The 17,501-nt window shown below is 48.0% G+C and carries 10 protein-coding genes and 1 pseudogene; 9 read left to right on the forward strand and 2 right to left on the reverse strand.

Going from position 1 to position 17,501, the window contains the following annotated elements:
* Positions 1-160: 160 nt before the first annotated feature.
* From QUA20_RS13600 to QUA20_RS13615, 4 genes and pseudogenes are all read left to right on the forward strand, one after another.
* Positions 161-2,515, forward strand: a complete 2,355-nt coding sequence (locus tag QUA20_RS13600) for an adenylate/guanylate cyclase domain-containing protein (protein WP_333189341.1) — start codon at positions 161-163, stop codon at positions 2,513-2,515.
* Between the two features lie 157 nt (positions 2,516-2,672).
* Positions 2,673-2,867: pseudogene (locus QUA20_RS13605) on the forward strand (hypothetical protein); the annotation flags it as partial.
* Positions 2,868-3,251: 384 nt separating this feature from the next.
* On the forward strand, positions 3,252-4,145 hold the full coding sequence (locus tag QUA20_RS13610; protein ID WP_333189342.1) for an isoaspartyl peptidase/L-asparaginase family protein: 894 nt from the start codon (positions 3,252-3,254) through the stop codon (positions 4,143-4,145).
* A gap of 203 nt (positions 4,146-4,348) precedes the next feature.
* Positions 4,349-5,623, forward strand: coding sequence for a carbamoylphosphate synthase large subunit (locus QUA20_RS13615; RefSeq protein ID WP_333189343.1), 1,275 nt, complete (start codon positions 4,349-4,351; stop codon positions 5,621-5,623).
* A 41-nt stretch (positions 5,624-5,664) separates the two neighbouring features.
* Here the strand turns inward: QUA20_RS13615 and QUA20_RS13620 are convergent, their stop codons facing one another.
* Both QUA20_RS13620 and hisD read right to left on the reverse strand, forming a co-directional pair.
* On the reverse strand, positions 5,665-6,087 hold the full coding sequence (locus QUA20_RS13620) for a universal stress protein (RefSeq protein ID WP_333189344.1): 423 nt from the start codon (positions 6,085-6,087) through the stop codon (positions 5,665-5,667).
* A gap of 348 nt (positions 6,088-6,435) precedes the next feature.
* On the reverse strand, positions 6,436-7,743 hold the full coding sequence (hisD, locus tag QUA20_RS13625; protein ID WP_333189345.1) for a histidinol dehydrogenase: 1,308 nt from the start codon (positions 7,741-7,743) through the stop codon (positions 6,436-6,438).
* 876 nt (positions 7,744-8,619) lie between these two features.
* On the opposite strand from hisD, the gene rpsT reads away from it, so the two are divergent.
* The 5 genes from rpsT to QUA20_RS13650 all read left to right on the forward strand — a co-directional run bounded on the left by rpsT (position 8,620) and on the right by QUA20_RS13650 (position 17,163).
* Complete coding sequence (gene rpsT, locus QUA20_RS13630) at positions 8,620-8,922, forward strand: 30S ribosomal protein S20 (protein WP_172186467.1); 303 nt, start codon at positions 8,620-8,622, stop codon at positions 8,920-8,922.
* Positions 8,923-9,195: 273 nt separating this feature from the next.
* The gene (locus tag QUA20_RS13635; RefSeq protein ID WP_333189346.1) at positions 9,196-9,975 is read left to right on the forward strand and encodes a TatD family hydrolase; all 780 of its coding nucleotides are present in this window, start codon (positions 9,196-9,198) and stop codon (positions 9,973-9,975) included.
* Between the two features lie 602 nt (positions 9,976-10,577).
* Positions 10,578-13,964, forward strand: a complete 3,387-nt coding sequence (gene rpoB / locus QUA20_RS13640) for a DNA-directed RNA polymerase subunit beta (RefSeq protein WP_333189347.1) — start codon at positions 10,578-10,580, stop codon at positions 13,962-13,964.
* A 148-nt stretch (positions 13,965-14,112) separates the two neighbouring features.
* Positions 14,113-15,204 (forward strand): HNH endonuclease, encoded by a 1,092-nt coding sequence (locus QUA20_RS13645; RefSeq protein ID WP_333189349.1) that lies wholly within the window; start codon positions 14,113-14,115, stop codon positions 15,202-15,204.
* 84 nt (positions 15,205-15,288) lie between these two features.
* A complete protein-coding gene (locus QUA20_RS13650) occupies positions 15,289-17,163 on the forward strand; it encodes a DNA-directed RNA polymerase subunit gamma (protein WP_333189350.1) in 1,875 nt (624 codons plus the stop codon).
* Positions 17,164-17,501: the final 338 nt, after the last annotated feature.

The following is a 17,501-nucleotide window of genomic DNA, read 5'->3' on the forward strand; positions in this document are numbered from 1 at the left end:
TATCTACCAAAATGGAATTATCGTGCAGTTCCGACTATTTAGCAGACGCTAATGTTATTAAATTTTCATTCCTAAGTACCATCAGGACAATGACCTGACAGCGATCGCTACTGCCTACATCTACAAACTGTTGCTTGCCTACTGCTATGGAAATTACACGGTGGCCCTAGACTACATTGCCCAAGGCCAACAGTATTTAATGGCAGTATCGGGAATGTTGTTTGTTCCCATTTTCCATTTCTATGCCGCCCTGACGAAGTTGGCACTTTTCCCTACACAGCCAGAAACCGAGCAAGCCGATCTTCTCGCCTCTGTGGAAACCCATCAAACCACTCTGCAACAGTGGGGGCAAAATGCTCCCATGAATCATCTGCATAAATGGTATTTGGTTGAGGCCGAAAAACATCGCGTTTTGGGCAATAAAGCTGAGGCGATTGAAATGTACGATCGCGCCATTGCTGGAGCTAAAGAAAATCAATTTCTCAACGAAGAAGCCCTTGCCAACGAACTAGCAGCAAAATTTTATTTAGAATGGGGTAAAGAAAAATTTGCCCAACTCTACATAATTGAGGCATATTATTGTTATGTTCAATGGGGAGCCACTGCTAAGGTAACAGATTTAGAAACGCGATATCCCCAGCTATTGATATCAATTCAATCGGGAAATAAAAACACTAAAAAGACCGCAACATTGACGACCACTGGTTCGGGTAATAACTTAGATATCACCACAGTGATGAAGTCTTCTCAGGCAATTTCTGGAGAAATTGTGCTTGATAAATTACTGTCTAGCTTGATGAAAATTTTGATTGAAAGTGCAGGGGCGCAAAGAGGCTATCTAATTTTATCAAGCCAGGGAAAGCTATTAATTGAAGCTCTTAGCGAAGCCTCGCAGGATAGTGCGATAGCGGCAATAAATTCCCAAAAAGTCACCGTATTGCAGTCAATTCTAGTTGAAGATTGTCAGGAACTTTCCGAAGCAATTGTTAATTATGTGGCTCGTACTCAAGAAAGCGTGGTACTGGATGACGCTGTTCGAGAGGGACAATTTACCAACGACCCCTACATCCAAAAAAATCAGCCCAAATCAATTCTCTGCGTGCCGCTAATTAACCAAGCTCAAATTGTCAGTATTGTTTATCTAGAAAACAATCTGACAGCAGGAGCTTTTACGCCAGAAAGAGTGGAACTATTAAAAGTGTTATCTGGACAAGCAGCTATCTCGATTCAAAATTCTCAACTTTATACACAAGTCCGCGAAAGTGAGAACCGGCTCGCTCAATTTTTAGAAGCAATCCCAGTCGGGGTGTCAGTGCTGGATGCTTCTGGCAAACCTTACTATAATAATCGCGCTGCTATCCAATTATTAGGTAAAGGAGTTCTTCCTGCAGTCACCAACAGCGAGCAAATATCCCAGGTTTATCAAATCTATCAAGCGGGAACAGAGCAGGAATATCCCTCTGCAGAATTGCCTACTGCGCGGGCGTTGAAAGGGGAAAGCGCTACTGCTGAGGATATGGAAATCCACCAGGGCGACAAGATTATTCCGATCGAGGCTTGGGGTACTCCCATCTATGATGAAAAGGATAATATTGCTTATGCAATTGTAGCCTTTCAAGATATCACGGAGCGTAAAAAAGCCGAAACAGAGCGCATTAGATTTACCGATCAATTGTTCCAACTCAACAAAGCTTACGAGCGCTTCGTCCCCAATCAGTTCCTCCAGTTTTTAGAGAAATCCAGCATTATTGATGTCGAATTAGGCGATCAGGTGCAGTTGGAAATGTCGGTGTTGTTTTCCGACATTCGCGACTTCACCACGCTTTCGGAAAGCATGACACCGGAGGATAATTTCAGATTTATCAATTCCTATCTTTCTCGCATGGAACCCGTTATTAATGAAAATAACGGGTTTATTGATAAATATATTGGCGATGCGATTATGGCGCTGTTTAGCGGCGAGGCGGATAATGCGGTGAAAGCCGGAATTGCTATGCTGCACCGTCTCGTTGAATACAATCAAAATCGCGCTAATTTTGGCTGTGCGCCGATTCTGATTGGGATTGGCATCAATACTGGAACTTTGATGCTGGGAACGGTGGGCGGTCAAAATCGCATGGACGGGACGGTAATCAGCGATGCGGTGAATTTAGCTTCTCGCGTGGAAAGTTTGACGAAAAATTATGGGGTGTCGCTATTAATTACCCAGGAAACTTACTCGCGTTTAGAAAATCCATCCCAGTACGCAATCCGCACTCTCGATACGGTAAAAGTCAAGGGAAAATCTGAATTAGTAACAGTTTATGAGGTGTTTGATGCCGATCCGCCAGAAATCAAAGCGGGCAAGTTAGCTACGTTGGAATTGTTTGCAGAAGCTAGGGCAATTTACTGGGAAGGGAAGTTTGCTGAAGCGGCGCGGCTGTTTTCCGAGTGTTGGCGTCAGAATCAGGGCGATCGCGTGGCTAAAATTTATTGGGAACGCTGTCAGTCTGCAGGTGAGTCGCACAAAAATTAAAGACCGGTCACACAATTTAGATTAATTGGAACAGTCCCAAACTCGATCGCTACACAGTTGGAGGGGGAGCTCGTTTTCATTTTTCTGACTTGGCGGTCAACAATACTTTGTGGCAAGTCCAATTCGTTGACCGTGCACAGGGGAATTGCCCCACCGCGATATTGCTGAGCAGAATTGTCTGCGGCTGTTGTTGAGTCAGGGAATTGACGGATTTCACGAGTGGTATTGGGGCGACGGTTGAGTGCAGTCTCGATTGGAGGGAGTGTCGCTGCTAGCGCTGAATTTGGGACAAACGGCGAGTTTGTTGCGGCTGCGGGAGTTTTTGGCGGGGAAGCAGAAAGCCTCAGAGTGATGTGAAGCCCGATCGCACTTCTTTTCTCTCAAAGTCTCATTCTTCACGTTTACCCATTTTGCCTGTTAAGGTGTAGTGCATCGCCATAAGTTTTACCTCATCTTTACTTTCTAACTTTTTCAATTTCCTTAACTAACTCGCAGCTAAATTTCCTCAAACTGTTGACCTAACTTTGGCAACATATATATTAATAATTCGTAAATAGCTAGGTCAGGAGGAATACAAATTTCAACAATAATAATTATATCTGAAGATAGACGAATGCTAAATTAAACACAGCTATGCTCTAACTAGCATAAAATAAAATACTTAAAAATTTCTTGTAATAAATTAATTGATATAAGGAGTTTTTAAGTAGAGCTTAAAATTAAAAAAAGGAAATTTATGGTACTAAGCATTATTGTTCACGGTGGAGCAAAAACCATCTCAGAAGAGAAGGTTGCTGCCAACAATGCAGGCTGTACCGCAGCAGCAGAAGCTGGTTGGGCATTGCTCGCAAGCGGGGGTACAGCAGCAGAAGCTGTTGAGGCAGCTATCCGGGTTCTGGAAGCTGACCAGACATTTAACGCAGGCTTTGGATCGGTTCTCAACAGTAAGGGAGAAGTAGAGCTAGACGCAGCGATGATGGAAGGCGGTTCATTAGCTTGGGGAGCGCTCGCAAATGTTCAAGGCGTGTGCCATCCCATCTCTGTGGCGCGAAAGATTATGGATAAAAAACCCATGTTCTTAGTAGCGGATCACGCCGAACATTTTGCAGCAGAAAATGGAGCCGAGATGTGTACAAAAGAAGACTTAATCGCGGATGAGCAACAGGAAGAGTGGGAGGAGGAAAAAGAAGTTATTGACCGCCCCAATACAGTTGGTTGTGTAGCTTTGGATAGTAGTGGCACCTTAGTGGCCGGTACCTCAACAGGCGGCACTATGAATAAGCCCGCCGGTCGCGTCGGCGACAGCGCCATTATCGGCTCAGGCTTGTTTGCTGAAAATGTACAGGGCGCTTGCTCAACCACAGGCGATGGCGAGTCGATTATGCCAGTAGTTCTAGCTAAAATGGCGATCGACATTCTAGCGTCCGGCAAGCACCCAGACGAAGCAGCGCAGATGGCAATTGAGACTCTGGCATCTAAGGTGGCAGGAGAAGCTGGGTGCGTCATCATAGACCCTCAAGGGCGGGTTGGCTGGGCGCATAATTCAACGGACATGGCTTGTGCTTACAGAACCTCAGAAATGAACAAGGTGGCTGTGTTCACTAAGAAAAAACAACTCGTCCATCGCTGAAATTATTGAGGTTGCATTCTCTCTAGTTGTAGGGAGTTAAAATTCCCCAACTAATATATTTTTTCCAAGTTATTCAGTAGCTGGACATCGATAAACACTTTTTCAATTTGTAGGGCGGGCATTGCCCACCCTACTTTTAATTATGTCGAGCTACTTAGTGGCCGGGAAAACATTTCAATTCAAACTCTACTTGGATGTTTCTGATGAACTCAACATACGATTTTCCTTACTTTCAGGGTAATTCTCTTTCCGATTTGTTTGCTCCAGACATCACAGATGCACGTTATGCGTTCATCCTAAATTACCCTGCAACTGCGAGTTGGGCTGCTTACCCCAACAGGAAAAAATACTTTATTCAAGACGGCAGCAGTGAAGCCACCAAAACTTCTTTCGACAAGATTGGTCAGAAGGAACCTTGGAAAAATCTGGCTGTGTTAGGCGATGCCATCCCAGGGATTGTGATTAATCAGCCGCCGAACTCCCTGATTAACTATTGGCGGGAGCATTTTGGCTTCAGCTACAGCAGTATGGAGATGATAGACTGCTCAACTTATCTCGATGATCTCAGCGTAAGCGATCGCTTTGACAAACTCCTGACTCTATTTCCCTTCGACAATCTCAAACCTGAAAAACACGCCGTCCATCCCGACATCCACTACCACTTGCTCAGCAAAGCAACGCTAGCAGAATTAGGCGTGCAATGTCCGAAATACCAAAGCTACAATCTGCACGAAGTCAATCTCGAAAGCATTGAGTTACCAGAGCAATTCCCCTACTTGATTAAAACATCCCACGGGCTTTCTGGAGAAGGCACTTATATTATCAAAAGCGCCAGCGATCTGAACTACTGCTTGCAGGAAGTGAGGAAATATCTCGATATTAAGTTGCTGGATACGATTATTGTCTCGGAATTCGTCAAGAATGAAGTGCAGAACTACTGCGTGCAGTTCTATGTAAGCAAAACGGGAAATATCAGGCTCATCGGCACTACGAGCCAACTTGTCACCCCTGAGGGCAGCTATTTAGGGGGACTGATTCACTACCGCGAAACCGACATGAGTAGGTTTTTTGAGATGATTGCCGCTATTGGTAAATATGCTCACCAACAGGGTTATTTCGGCGTTATTGGCTTCGACGTGCTGGAAGACTCTGAGGGGCAGTTGTATGCCATTGATGCCAATTTCCGAGTTAATGGCTCGACTCCGCTTTGCGTGCAGCGCCATACCTTACTGGGGCTGGGAAAGGAGGTAGCTAAATATTCCAGTGACTGGCGAATGGATGGGACTTTGGAATCCATTCTTGTCACGCTGAAACCCGAACTCGATCGCAAAGACTTGATAATCTTGTCAGCTTTAGAGAAGGTTAAATACGGAAAAATCTACACGGAAATTTACGGGATAGTTGCTGGTGAGGATATGAAGGAAATGCAGCACATCGAGCAGAATTTGCACAGTAAGGGATTGCAGCAATTGGGTTGATATCTACTCTACCGATTGCAGCGGTTATGGGGTTTTCCCGCTCATCTCGCGCGCACCACCAACACCGAACAAGGAGCCTCAGCCACAACCTCCGCACTCACCGAACCCTCCAAAATGCGCTTTAAACCAGTCAAACCCCGACAGCCGATCGCAATTAAATCCGCTTTATAAATATTAGCCAAACGCAAAATTTCCTCTGCTGGCTCCCCTGACACAATTTCTAAATCGCTCTGGCAAGGCAACTTTTCCTGATAAGATTGCAGTAACTTCTCCACTTCTCGGTAAGCAATTTCATCTCCCTGAGCGTGAGGTCGATCGACAACCGTGTCAAAATCCAACGTACCAGAACTGACAACATGAACTAGAATCACCTTTGCCGTCGGTTCTAGCTGAAATTGCCCTACAACTTGCAATACCTGAGTCGCTAACTCTGAATTGTCGATCGCTACCAAAATAGTATTCAATACCGTGCACCTTTAAATCTCAGATAGTAGACTTTAAATTTATCCTTGATTGTCGCCTACTTTCCACAATTTTGCGCTCCCCGCCAACATCATCATTTCCTACGCACAAACCCGGTTTCTTAACATAATTGCGTCATTTAAGCCAGATACTTGAAGAAACCGGGTTTCTTAAACCCGCAGTCCGTAAGTAGGTAGGTGCAAATAAACTTTGCCGCCTGTCACAGAATGTAAAGCTACCGTAATCGCCAGCGAATTGCTTCGTTTGACTGCGTTTCACTCGTTTTTGACTACTTATGTATTTTCCCGCTCATCTACTTAAATCTCGATCGCCAATCTCAAATCTACCATCTAAAAATCACCCTCATTTTCTGTCCGCAGCCGCACCGAATCAGCATGAGAAGGAAGCCCCTCTGCTTCGGCTAAAACATTAATCGCCCTACTCACCTTCTTAAGTGCAGCAGGCGAATATTGAATCAAACTCGAATGCTTCATAAAAGTTTCCACACCCAGAGGCGACGCATAGCGCGGAGCCCCAGAAGTCGGCAAAGTGTGATTCGGGCCAGCCAAATAATCACCTACAGCTTCCGGCGTCGAGCAGCCCAAGAAAATCGCCCCAGCGTGGCGAATTTGGTCGAGCAAAGCCCAGGGATCTGCAACTTGCAATTCCAAGTGTTCCGGGGCAAACTCGTTAGAGAGTTCCGCCGCGGCTTTGAGCGAGTCAACTACCACGACTAAACCATAGTTGGCGATCGCCTTTTCTGTTAAAGTTCGGCGCGGGTGATTGGTCAACTGTCTGTCTACCTCAGCAACCACTTTCCTCGCCAGCACCGAATCCGCCGTCAGCAAAATTGCCGACGCCATCGAATCGTGTTCAGCTTGAGCCAACATATCCGCAGCCACGTGCAGAGGATTCGCCGAACCATCGGCAATAATCAACACTTCCGACGGGCCAGCCAGAGAATCGATTCCCACAGTCCCGTAAACCAGTTTTTTAGCAAGGGTGACGTAAATATTCCCCGGCCCAGTAATTAAATCCACCTTCGGAATAGTTTCGGTACCGTAAGCTAAAGCTGCGATCGCCTGCGCCCCGCCTACCCGATAAATCTCATCAACTCCCGCTTCCTGAGCCGCCACCAGCACCGCAGGATTCATTTTCTTCTCCTGTCCGGGGGGAGTACACATCACCAGTCTCGGAACCTTGGCGACCTTCGCAGGAACCGCATTCATGATCACCGAGCTCGGATAGGACGCCTGACCGCCAGGAATGTAAATTCCCGCTCGATCGACCGGGGTGTAGCGTTTGCCCAAAACAATCTCGTCATCACCAAACTGCACCCAAGACTTCGGGACGCGCTGTCGGTGAAACGCCTCTACCTGTTTGCAAGCCAGCCGGATTGCATTTAATAATTCTTTCGACACCTGCTGGTAAGCAGCATCCAATTCGGCGCCGCTCACCCGTAAATCTTCCACATTTAGGGTCATGCGGTCAAATTCAGCAGTGTAGTGCAGCACAGCCTGATCGCCTCTGCGCCTTACAGCTTGCAGCACCTCCCGCACGGTGGCTTCTTTGTGAACAACAAGTTCGTCATGGGTGCGATCGCAGATTCGTCGCAGTTCAGCTTGTGCCTCAACCCACTGAGTAATGATTCGCAGCATGGAGATTAGGAATGCCGTCTATAAATTCACTAACATTTGCTTGACAATTGGGGATTTTTGGGGCGATCGATTTCCTGCAGAAGTAGGTCACCACCAGTCCACAAGCTTAAACCGCGAGACTCGCGGCATTTGCAAAGGCTTCAGTGCAGCGTTTAAATCTCTGTCGAGGATTTTGCAACACTGAGGACAAGTCACAACCTTTCTGAGGAATTGTGCGCCATAAAACCGGGTGCGGAGGGAGAGGGTTCGATCCCAGAGCGGGAGAGTGTCCGAGCCCGAGAGTGAGTGAGGGGGAGAGTGTGCAAGCGGGAGAATTTTGATTCTGCCTTCTACCTTCTACCTTCTACCTTCTGCTCCGGCTACCTTGTACCTTCTACCTTCGGTAAGTGCTTCTTGCCGAACCCCAAATAACCCGTACTCTTTGTTATAGCTTAACTTGGATTTTTCAGGGAATCACATTCTTTGCAGAATAGATGCTATATTAGTTTTTCCAACACCTGATAATTTTTTTATAAAAAAACGCCAAATTATTGTATACTTGAAAATTGCGCGCAAGAAACCGTGACTTTAACTCGTGACTGTGGAAACACCGCAAAACGCCTTCTTAACACCAGTGTCATACCTTTGGGTATCGTCAGGGATACAAAGCAGGCAGTTAAATGAGTCAATAAAAAATTATTGCGCGGGCGATCGCCAAAAAATACCCACAGACTCAGATTTATCTGAGCGAATGGAGAGTGGCTGTCTGACTCAGCCGTTTAAAATCAAGCTTTTTGCGGATCGATCCCGAAAAGGTTGTCCTTCCAAATCCCCGTGTCTTGAGACTGTCTTGAGACTAAGGTGTATCAATGAATACCTACTTCCAGCAACTGAACTATGGCTAATATTAAGTCCGCCGTCAAACGAGTCAAAATCGCCGAACGCAACCGCTTGTACAACAAATCTTACAAGTCAGCGGTCAAAACTTTGATGAAGAAATATTTTGCGACAGTTGACAAATACGCCGCAGCTCCGAGCCCTGAATTAATGCAAGAAGTCCAGCAGCGAATGTCTGAGGCCTACAGCAAAATTGACAAAGCTGTCAAAAAAGGTGTACTCCACCGCAACAACGGCGCTCGCAAAAAGTCCCGCTTGGCAAGAACCCTCAAGCCGCACGAAGCATCCTCGGTAGCATCTTAAGACAGAAGGAAGTTCGGCAACGGATTGTGTACGGGATTTAATGGATTTAATCGATTTTGAGGGAAGAAGTCAAGCGTGAAGTTCGGCAACGGATGGTGTATGCGATTTAACGGATGGATACTGAGGGAAAAAGGAAGAGGAAAGATTTTTCCCACTCTCCCCCTCTCCCAGTCTTCCACTTGTTTCCAGTCTCCCACTCCCCCACTCTCGCCCTCTCGCCCTCATACCTCACCCACTGGGACTCTCCCGTATCACCTCTAATCTGCTTCCCCCATGCAGCTCATCGACACTCACGTTCATATCAACTTTGAAACCTACAAATCTGAGTTAGAAGCCATTCGAGAACGCTGGCGCGAAGCTGGTGTAGTTCGGCTGGTTCATTCTTGTGTAGAGCCAGAAGAGTTTGCCGGAATTCAAGCAATCGCCAATCAGTTTGCCGAAGTCTCCTTTGCGGTGGGACTCCACCCCCTAGATGCAGACAAGTGGAAAGACGAGACTGCGAGCCAGATTAGGGAATTAGCAAGTTCGGACTCTAGGGTAGTGGCGATCGGCGAAACCGGACTGGACTTTTATAAAGCAGACGATCGAGAACACCAGTTTAAAGTGTTTGAGGCACAGCTTGAAATCGCCCAGCAACTTGACAAACCAGTCATTATCCACTGTCGCGACGCCGCCGCCCCAATGGCCCAAATGCTGAGAAACTTTTGGCAGACTCGCGGGCCAGTGCGCGGGGTCATGCACTGCTGGGGAGGTACGCCCGAAGAAACCCAGTGGTTTTTAGACCTAGGTTTCTACATTAGTTTTAGCGGAACAGTCACCTTTAAAAAAGCCTTGCAAATACAAGAATCAGCTTGTATGGTAAATAGCGATCGCATCCTAGTCGAGACAGATTGCCCTTTTCTCGCCCCCGTACCCCAGCGGGGAAAACGCAACGAACCAGCCTACGTCTACTATGTAGCCGAGCAAGTTGCTAAATTGAGAGGAGTTTCTCTCTTAACTTTGTCCCAGCAGACAACCGAAAATGCGTGTCAGCTATTCGGTTTTTCAGTTTAGCTATAGAAGAACAAAGAAACGAGGAAAACAGGTCGATTTAGGGGCCAGCGATAGAGAGAATCCCATTTATATCCTGCCAGAAAAACCGGATTCATCCTTTTTTGGAGATTCTTTTGGCGTTGCCTGCTGTGATCGGATTTGCGTCCTATAATAAAAAGAACCGACCGATCGGGCGTTGGCTTACTATCCGCGACTGCGGTGTCGCCCGGGAAATGCCAACACAACGCGAGTACGCTAACCTTCGGGATCGGCAAAAACTTCACGCAATACCTCAAAATTTCACGCTCAAACTTACACATCAGAAAAAACTTGGAAACTCAGCAATTTGGCAATAGCTGTCAAGTCAATTTTAGGAGTCAAAAGTGTAGGAATTTTATCCTGGAACACCACGATATCGGAGCTAAAAGCATCTCAATCGAAGCCAAAATCAGCATAAAACTTATGCGAGCAACCAGCACAAATAACCGTTGCAGCAGTTGGCAGGATCGCAAAAATATCATATAAATTCTCTCACACAATCCATCAAAAAAACGCAACAAGGTAAAAAAGCCAAGCCTTGGCGCCATGTAAAAAGCTAGAGCCACTGCGAAAAAAGGATACCCATGACCACTAAAGATTACACAGAATTCGCCTTCACCTTGCCCGACCTGATCGAAATCCAGCGGGCAAGTTTTCGCTGGTTTCTAGAAGCCGGACTGATCGAAGAACTCGACAGCTTCTCCCCGATTACAGACTACACGGGCAAGCTGGAACTCCACTTCATGGGCAAAGACTTCAAACTCAAGCGCCCGAAATACGACGTGGACGAAGCCAAGCGCAGGGACAGCACCTACTCGGTGCAAATGTACGTACCCACCCGCCTGATTAACAAAGAAACAGGGGAAATCAAAGAACAAGAAGTCTTCATCGGCGATTTGCCCTTGATGACCGAACGCGGCACTTTCATTATCAACGGCGCCGAACGGGTGATTGTCAACCAAATCGTGCGTTCCCCAGGCGTGTACTACAAATCGGAAACCGACAAAAACGGTCGCCGTTCCTATAACGCCTCGCTCATCCCTAACCGTGGCGCGTGGCTCAAGTTCGAGACAGACAAAAACGATTTAGTCTGGGTCAGAATCGACAAAACCCGCAAACTATCGGCTCAGGTGCTGCTCAAAGCCCTCGGACTCACAGACGGTGAAATCTACGACTCCCTGCGGCACCCGGAATACTTCCAAAAGACGATCGAGAAAGAAGGACAATTCGGCGAAGAAGAAGCTTTGATGGAGCTCTACCGCAAACTCCGTCCAGGCGAACCCCCCACCGTAGCAGGGGGCGAACAGCTCCTCAACTCCCGCTTCTTCGACCCCAAACGCTACGATTTGGGGAGAGTCGGCCGCTACAAACTAAACAAAAAACTGCGATTGACAGTCCCGGATACGATGCGGGTGCTGACATCGCAAGATATCTTGACGGCGATCGACTACTTAATCAACCTCGAATTCGACATCGGCTCTACCGACGACATCGACCACTTAGGCAACCGTCGCGTCCGCAGTGTCGGAGAACTGCTGCAAAATCAAGTCCGCGTCGGCCTCAACCGCTTAGAACGGATCATCCGCGAAAGAATGACCGTCTCGGATGCCGACTCCCTCAGCCCCGCTTCTCTGGTCAACCCGAAACCGCTGGTAGCAGCAATCAAGGAATTCTTCGGTTCCTCCCAGCTATCGCAGTTCATGGATCAAACCAACCCTCTGGCAGAACTGACGCACAAACGCCGGCTTTCCGCCTTGGGTCCTGGAGGTCTGACTCGGGAACGCGCCGGGTTTGCGGTGCGAGACATTCACCCGTCCCACTACGGCCGGATTTGCCCGATCGAAACACCAGAAGGCCCCAACGCCGGTCTAATCGGTTCCTTGGCAACCCACGCCCGCGTCAACTCCTACGGGTTCATCGAAACTCCTTTCTATCCAGTAGAAAAAGGACAGGTGCTGCGCGACAAAGCCCCCGTCTACATGACAGCCGATGAAGAAGACGATTTGCGCGTCGCCCCCGGAGACATCAGCCTCGACGAAAACAACAACCTCTTGGGCGAAACCGTAGCCGTCCGCTACCGCCAAGAATTTACTACCACCACTCCGATGCAGGTGGACTACATGGCGATCTCGCCCGTGCAAATTGTCTCCGTGGCGACATCGCTGATTCCGTTCCTTGAACACGACGACGCCAACCGAGCTCTGATGGGATCGAATATGCAGCGGCAAGCTGTGCCGCTGCTGAAACCAGAACGGCCCCTAGTCGGTACGGGCTTGGAAGCTCAGGCCGCCCGAGATTCCGGGATGGTTGTGGTGTCCCGGATTAACGGCGAGGTGATTTACATCGACGCTACCCGGATTATTGTCAAACCCCTGGCTGTAGATGCTGAATCGAATTCCAGCGAGGAACATTTCCTGATTCGGGAATACGACGATCTCAAAGTCAAACAGCCCTCGGTTTGGAAGCAAAAATACGCTGGCTGCATCGAACACGAACTGCAAAAATATCAGCGCTCTAACCAAGATACTTGTTTAAACCAGCGTCCGCTGATTTATGAGGGCGATCGAGTAGTTGCCGGTCAAGTTCTCGCCGACGGTTCCTCCACTGAAGGGGCAGAACTCGCTCTGGGCCACAACATCCTCGTAGCTTATATGCCTTGGGAAGGCTACAACTACGAAGACGCGATGCTAATTAGCGAGCGTTTGGTTTACGAAGATGTCTACACTTCGATCCACATTGAAAAATACGAAATCGAAGCCCGTCAAACCAAACTCGGCCCTGAAGAAATCACCCGCGAAATTCCTAACGTCGGCGAAGACGCGCTGCGCCAGCTAGACGAACAGGGCATTATCCGCAAAGGTGCCTGGGTAGAAGCCAGCGATATCCTAGTCGGCAAAGTCACCCCCAAGGGCGAATCCGACCAACCGCCAGAAGAAAAACTGCTGAGGGCAATCTTCGGCGAAAAAGCCCGCGACGTGCGCGACAATTCCCTCCGCGTCCCTAACGGCGAAAAAGGCCGCGTGGTGGACGTGCGGGTGTTTACCCGCGAACAGGGCGACGAACTGCCTCCCGGCGCCAACATGGTCGTCCGCGTCTACGTAGCTCAAAAACGGAAGATTCAAGTCGGCGACAAAATGGCCGGCCGCCACGGAAATAAGGGTATTGTGTCCCGGATTCTACCGATGGAGGATATGCCCTACTTACCCGACGGGACTCCCGTTGACATAGTGCTCAATCCCTTGGGCGTACCGTCGCGGATGAACGTAGGTCAGATTTTTGAGTGCTTGCTAGGATGGGCCGGCGAAAATCTGTCGATGCGGTTCAAGATGGTGCCTTTTGATGAAATGCACGGCGCTGAAAAGTCGCGGGAAACCGTACACGGCAAGCTGCAGGAGGCGCGCGAAAAAACCGGCAAGCCTTGGGTGTTTAACGAAAAGCACCCCGGCAAGACTATTGTCTACGATGGCCGAACTGGGGAACCGTTCGATCGCCCCATCACCGTCGGCATAGCCTATATGCTGAAGCTGGTGCACTTGGTAGACGATAAGATCCACGCCCGCAGCACAGGCCCTTACTCGCTGGTAACGCAGCAGCCTTTAGGCGGCAAAGCGCAGCAGGGGGGTCAGCGGTTCGGGGAAATGGAAGTCTGGGCTTTGGAAGCGTTCGGCGCAGCTTATACTTTGCAAGAGTTGCTGACTGTCAAGTCGGACGATATGCAGGGCAGAAACGAGGCTTTGAACGCCATTGTTAAAGGCAAAGCCATTCCGCGCCCCGGTACGCCGGAATCTTTCAAGGTGCTGATGCGGGAGTTGCAGTCTTTGTGCTTGGATATTGCCGTGCACAAGGTGAATACATCTGACGAGGGCAGCGAACACGTTGAGGTGGATTTGATGGCGGATGCTGGGGGCAAGCGATCGCCCTCCCGGCCTACTTACGAATCCCTTTCTCGTGACGAACTTGACGAGGATTAGGCATTAAAGATTAAAGATTAAAGATTAAAGATTTTTGGACAGCATTCAATTCTTTAATCTTTAATCGACAATCTCAAATTAAAATGCCTCAGCAGTGGTACGAACACTGGTGAGGCGAATCAACGCTCTAAACAGGAGAGACGCTGACATGACTATTGTAACAGTTGTCCCAGGAATAGTAGGAGAAGTTGACCTGAAGACTGGCTGTATTAACTGGCAAGGGAGTAAGCTGAAAAATGGTTACGGGCGCAAGTGGATCGAGGGCAAAACGGTATTAGTCCACCGATTAGTGCTCGAATCAAAGATACCAGGATTTCTAGATTCCGGTTATTTTGCTTGCCATATCTGCGACAATCCAAGCTGCATAAACCCAGCACATCTCGTAGCTGGAACTGCGGCTGAGAATACGCAGCAGATGATGGGGCGCGATCGCAAAACTCCCAGACGCAAAAGTATTCCGGGTATTGGCCAACTCTCGATCGAACAACTGCGGGAAATTCAGCGTCAATATTTAGCTGGAACCATCAAAAGCCACCTAATAAAAGAGTATGGCGTACACTATGAAACTATTACTAAGATACTTCAGGCAAAAATTCCCGATAACTTCACTACAGTTCCCCCCGGTTTTGTAGGAGAAATTCAAGACAGCGGCTGCATAATTTTTCAAGGTGCAAAGGATGGTCGAGGTGGTTATGGCAGGTACTTTAAAAATAGGAAATCCCAATCAGTTACTCGTGCTGTTTTAGCAGAGAAATTAGGATGTGCAGTTCCGACTTCGATAGATGCTTGTCATACTTGCGATAATCCCAGTTGTATTAATCCAGAACACCTTTGGGGTGGAACTCGCACTCAAAATTTATTAGATGCTTCTAAGAAAGGACGCACTCAAGGCAAAAGTCATCCCCTTTCCAATGCCAAATTAGACTGGGAAAAGGTGCGAGAAATTCGACAAAAACTAGCAGCAGGACAGAGAGTGAAGGATGTAGCTCACGAATACAGTGTTGGTCGCAAAACCATACACGATATTAAGTATCACGTCACTTGGAAGGAAGCAGGCGAAGAGGTTCCAGTTCCTCGCATGGGTGGATATCTCGATCGCAAATTGACTTTCGAGCAAGCTCTTGAGGTACGAAAAAGAATTAGAGGTAGAGAATCAATCTCTAAAATCGCTGATGACTTTGGAGTATCGTCAAGTGTCATCTCTGATATTAAAAACCACGTCACATATAGAGGAGTATAACATTGATTTAAGCCGTGAAACAAGCCAACAAAAAAGATAAACTACCACAAATAATCGACTGTAAATTATCAATTGGAGTCAAGAATGGCTAAAATAGAACAACGCTTTGATTACGTCAAGATTGGGTTAGCTTCACCAGAAAGAATTCGACAGTGGGGAGAGAGAACTTTACCCAACGGTCAGATTACTGGAGAAGTGACAAAACCGGAAACCATAAATTATCGCACGTTAAAACCTGAAATGGATGGCTTGTTTTGCGAGCGCATTTTTGGACCTGCAAAAGATTGGGAATGTCATTGTGGGAAGTACAAACGAGTTCGCCATAGAGGCATTGTTTGCGAAAGATGCGGTGTTGAAGTAACTGAATCTCGCGTGCGCCGCCATCGCATGGGCTTTATCAAATTAGCAGCTCCAGTAGCTCACGTTTGGTATCTCAAAGGCATCCCGAGTTACATGGCAATTCTGTTAGATATGCCGCTGCGAGATGTCGAACAAATCGTCTATTTCAATGCCTACGTTGTCCTCAATGCAGGTAATGCAGAGAAGCTGCAATACAAGCAATTGCTCACGGAAGATGCTTGGCTGGAAATAGAAGACGAACTTTACAGCGAAGATTCCACACTCACAGGTGTAGAAGTGGGGATTGGTGCTGAAGCTTTGCAAGTTTTGCTGCAAAATATTCCGCTAGAAAGTGAAGCGGAAAAGCTGCGGGAAGATATTGCTAATGCTAAAGGTCAAAAACGGGCGAAGTTGATTAAACGCTTGCGAGTGATTGACAACTTCATCGCTACGGGTTCTCATCCCGATTGGATGGTGCTCAATGTGATTCCGGTGATTCCCCCGGACTTGCGGCCGATGGTGCAGTTAGACGGCGGGCGTTTTGCAACGAGCGACCTCAACGACCTATATCGGAGAGTCATCAACCGCAATAACCGCTTGGCGAGACTGCAAGAAATTCTGGCACCGGAGATTATCATCCGCAACGAAAAGCGGATGCTGCAAGAAGCTGTGGATGCGCTGATTGACAACGGTCGCCGGGGCCGGACGGTGGTGGGGGCAAACAACCGCCCGCTGAAGTCGCTGTCGGACATCATTGAAGGGAAACAAGGCCGCTTCCGGCAAAACTTGCTGGGGAAACGGGTTGACTACTCCGGGCGTTCGGTGATTGTGGTGGGGCCGAAACTGAAAATTCATCAGTGCGGTTTGCCGAGGGAAATGGCGATCGAACTTTTCCAGCCTTTCGTCATCCACCGCCTGATCCGCCAAGGATTGGTCAACAACATCAAAGCTGCCAAAAAACTGATCCAGCGCAACGATCCCAGTGTTTGGGACGTGCTTCAGGAGGTAATTGAAGGACACCCGGTGATGCTGAACCGGGCGCCGACGCTGCACCGTTTGGGGATTCAAGCCTTTGAGCCGATTTTGGTGGACGGGAGAGCAATTCAGCTTCACCCGCTAGTCTGTCCGGCTTTTAACGCTGACTTTGACGGCGACCAAATGGCCGTGCACGTGCCTTTGTCTCTGGAATCTCAGGCGGAAGCGCGCTTGCTGATGCTGGCTTCTAACAACATTATGTCGCCGGCAACCGGAAGACCGATCGTTACTCCTTCTCAAGATATGGTGCTCGGTTGCTATTACTTGACAGCCGAAAATCCTGACGCTCAAAAAGGAGCCGGTCACTATTTCTCCAACCTCACGGACGCGGTTGTAGCTTACGAACAAGGAGTCGTTGACTTGCACTCATACGTCTGGGTGAGGTTTCAAGGCGCCATAGAAAACACAGAACCCGAGGGAGAACCGCTAAAGGTGGAACGCTCGACCGACGGTATAGTGACGAAAGAATACAAGTTCCGCCGGGTTCGGGAAGACGGAGAGGGCAAGGTGATCAATCAGTTCATTCGCACTACTCCGGGCAGGATTATCTATCACCAAACCATCGAATCGGTAATTAACAATTAGAAATTGGGAGGAAAAATTGGTAATTGGTAATGGGTAATCGGTAATTGGTAATGGGTAATCGGTAATAACTGACAAATAATCGCTAACAAATAATAGCGGTAGAAGCAGGAAAATTTACCAATTACCAATTACCAATTACCAATTACCAATTACTAATTAAGTAGGTAGGTGCAAATAAACATTACTATGGGTAGGACGGGTGAGTGCATTCATCTCCTCGCTTACATCTCCTCCTTATACGCTAAACCAGCCCCTACAAGATGCTTCTGGTATTTTCGTGCCTCTCTACTTACCAATTACCAATTACCAATTACCAATTACCAATTACCAATTACCAA

The organism is Microcoleus sp. Pol7_A1, assembly GCF_036701085.1.
GTDB lineage: Bacteria > Cyanobacteriota > Cyanobacteriia > Cyanobacteriales > Microcoleaceae > Microcoleus > Microcoleus asticus.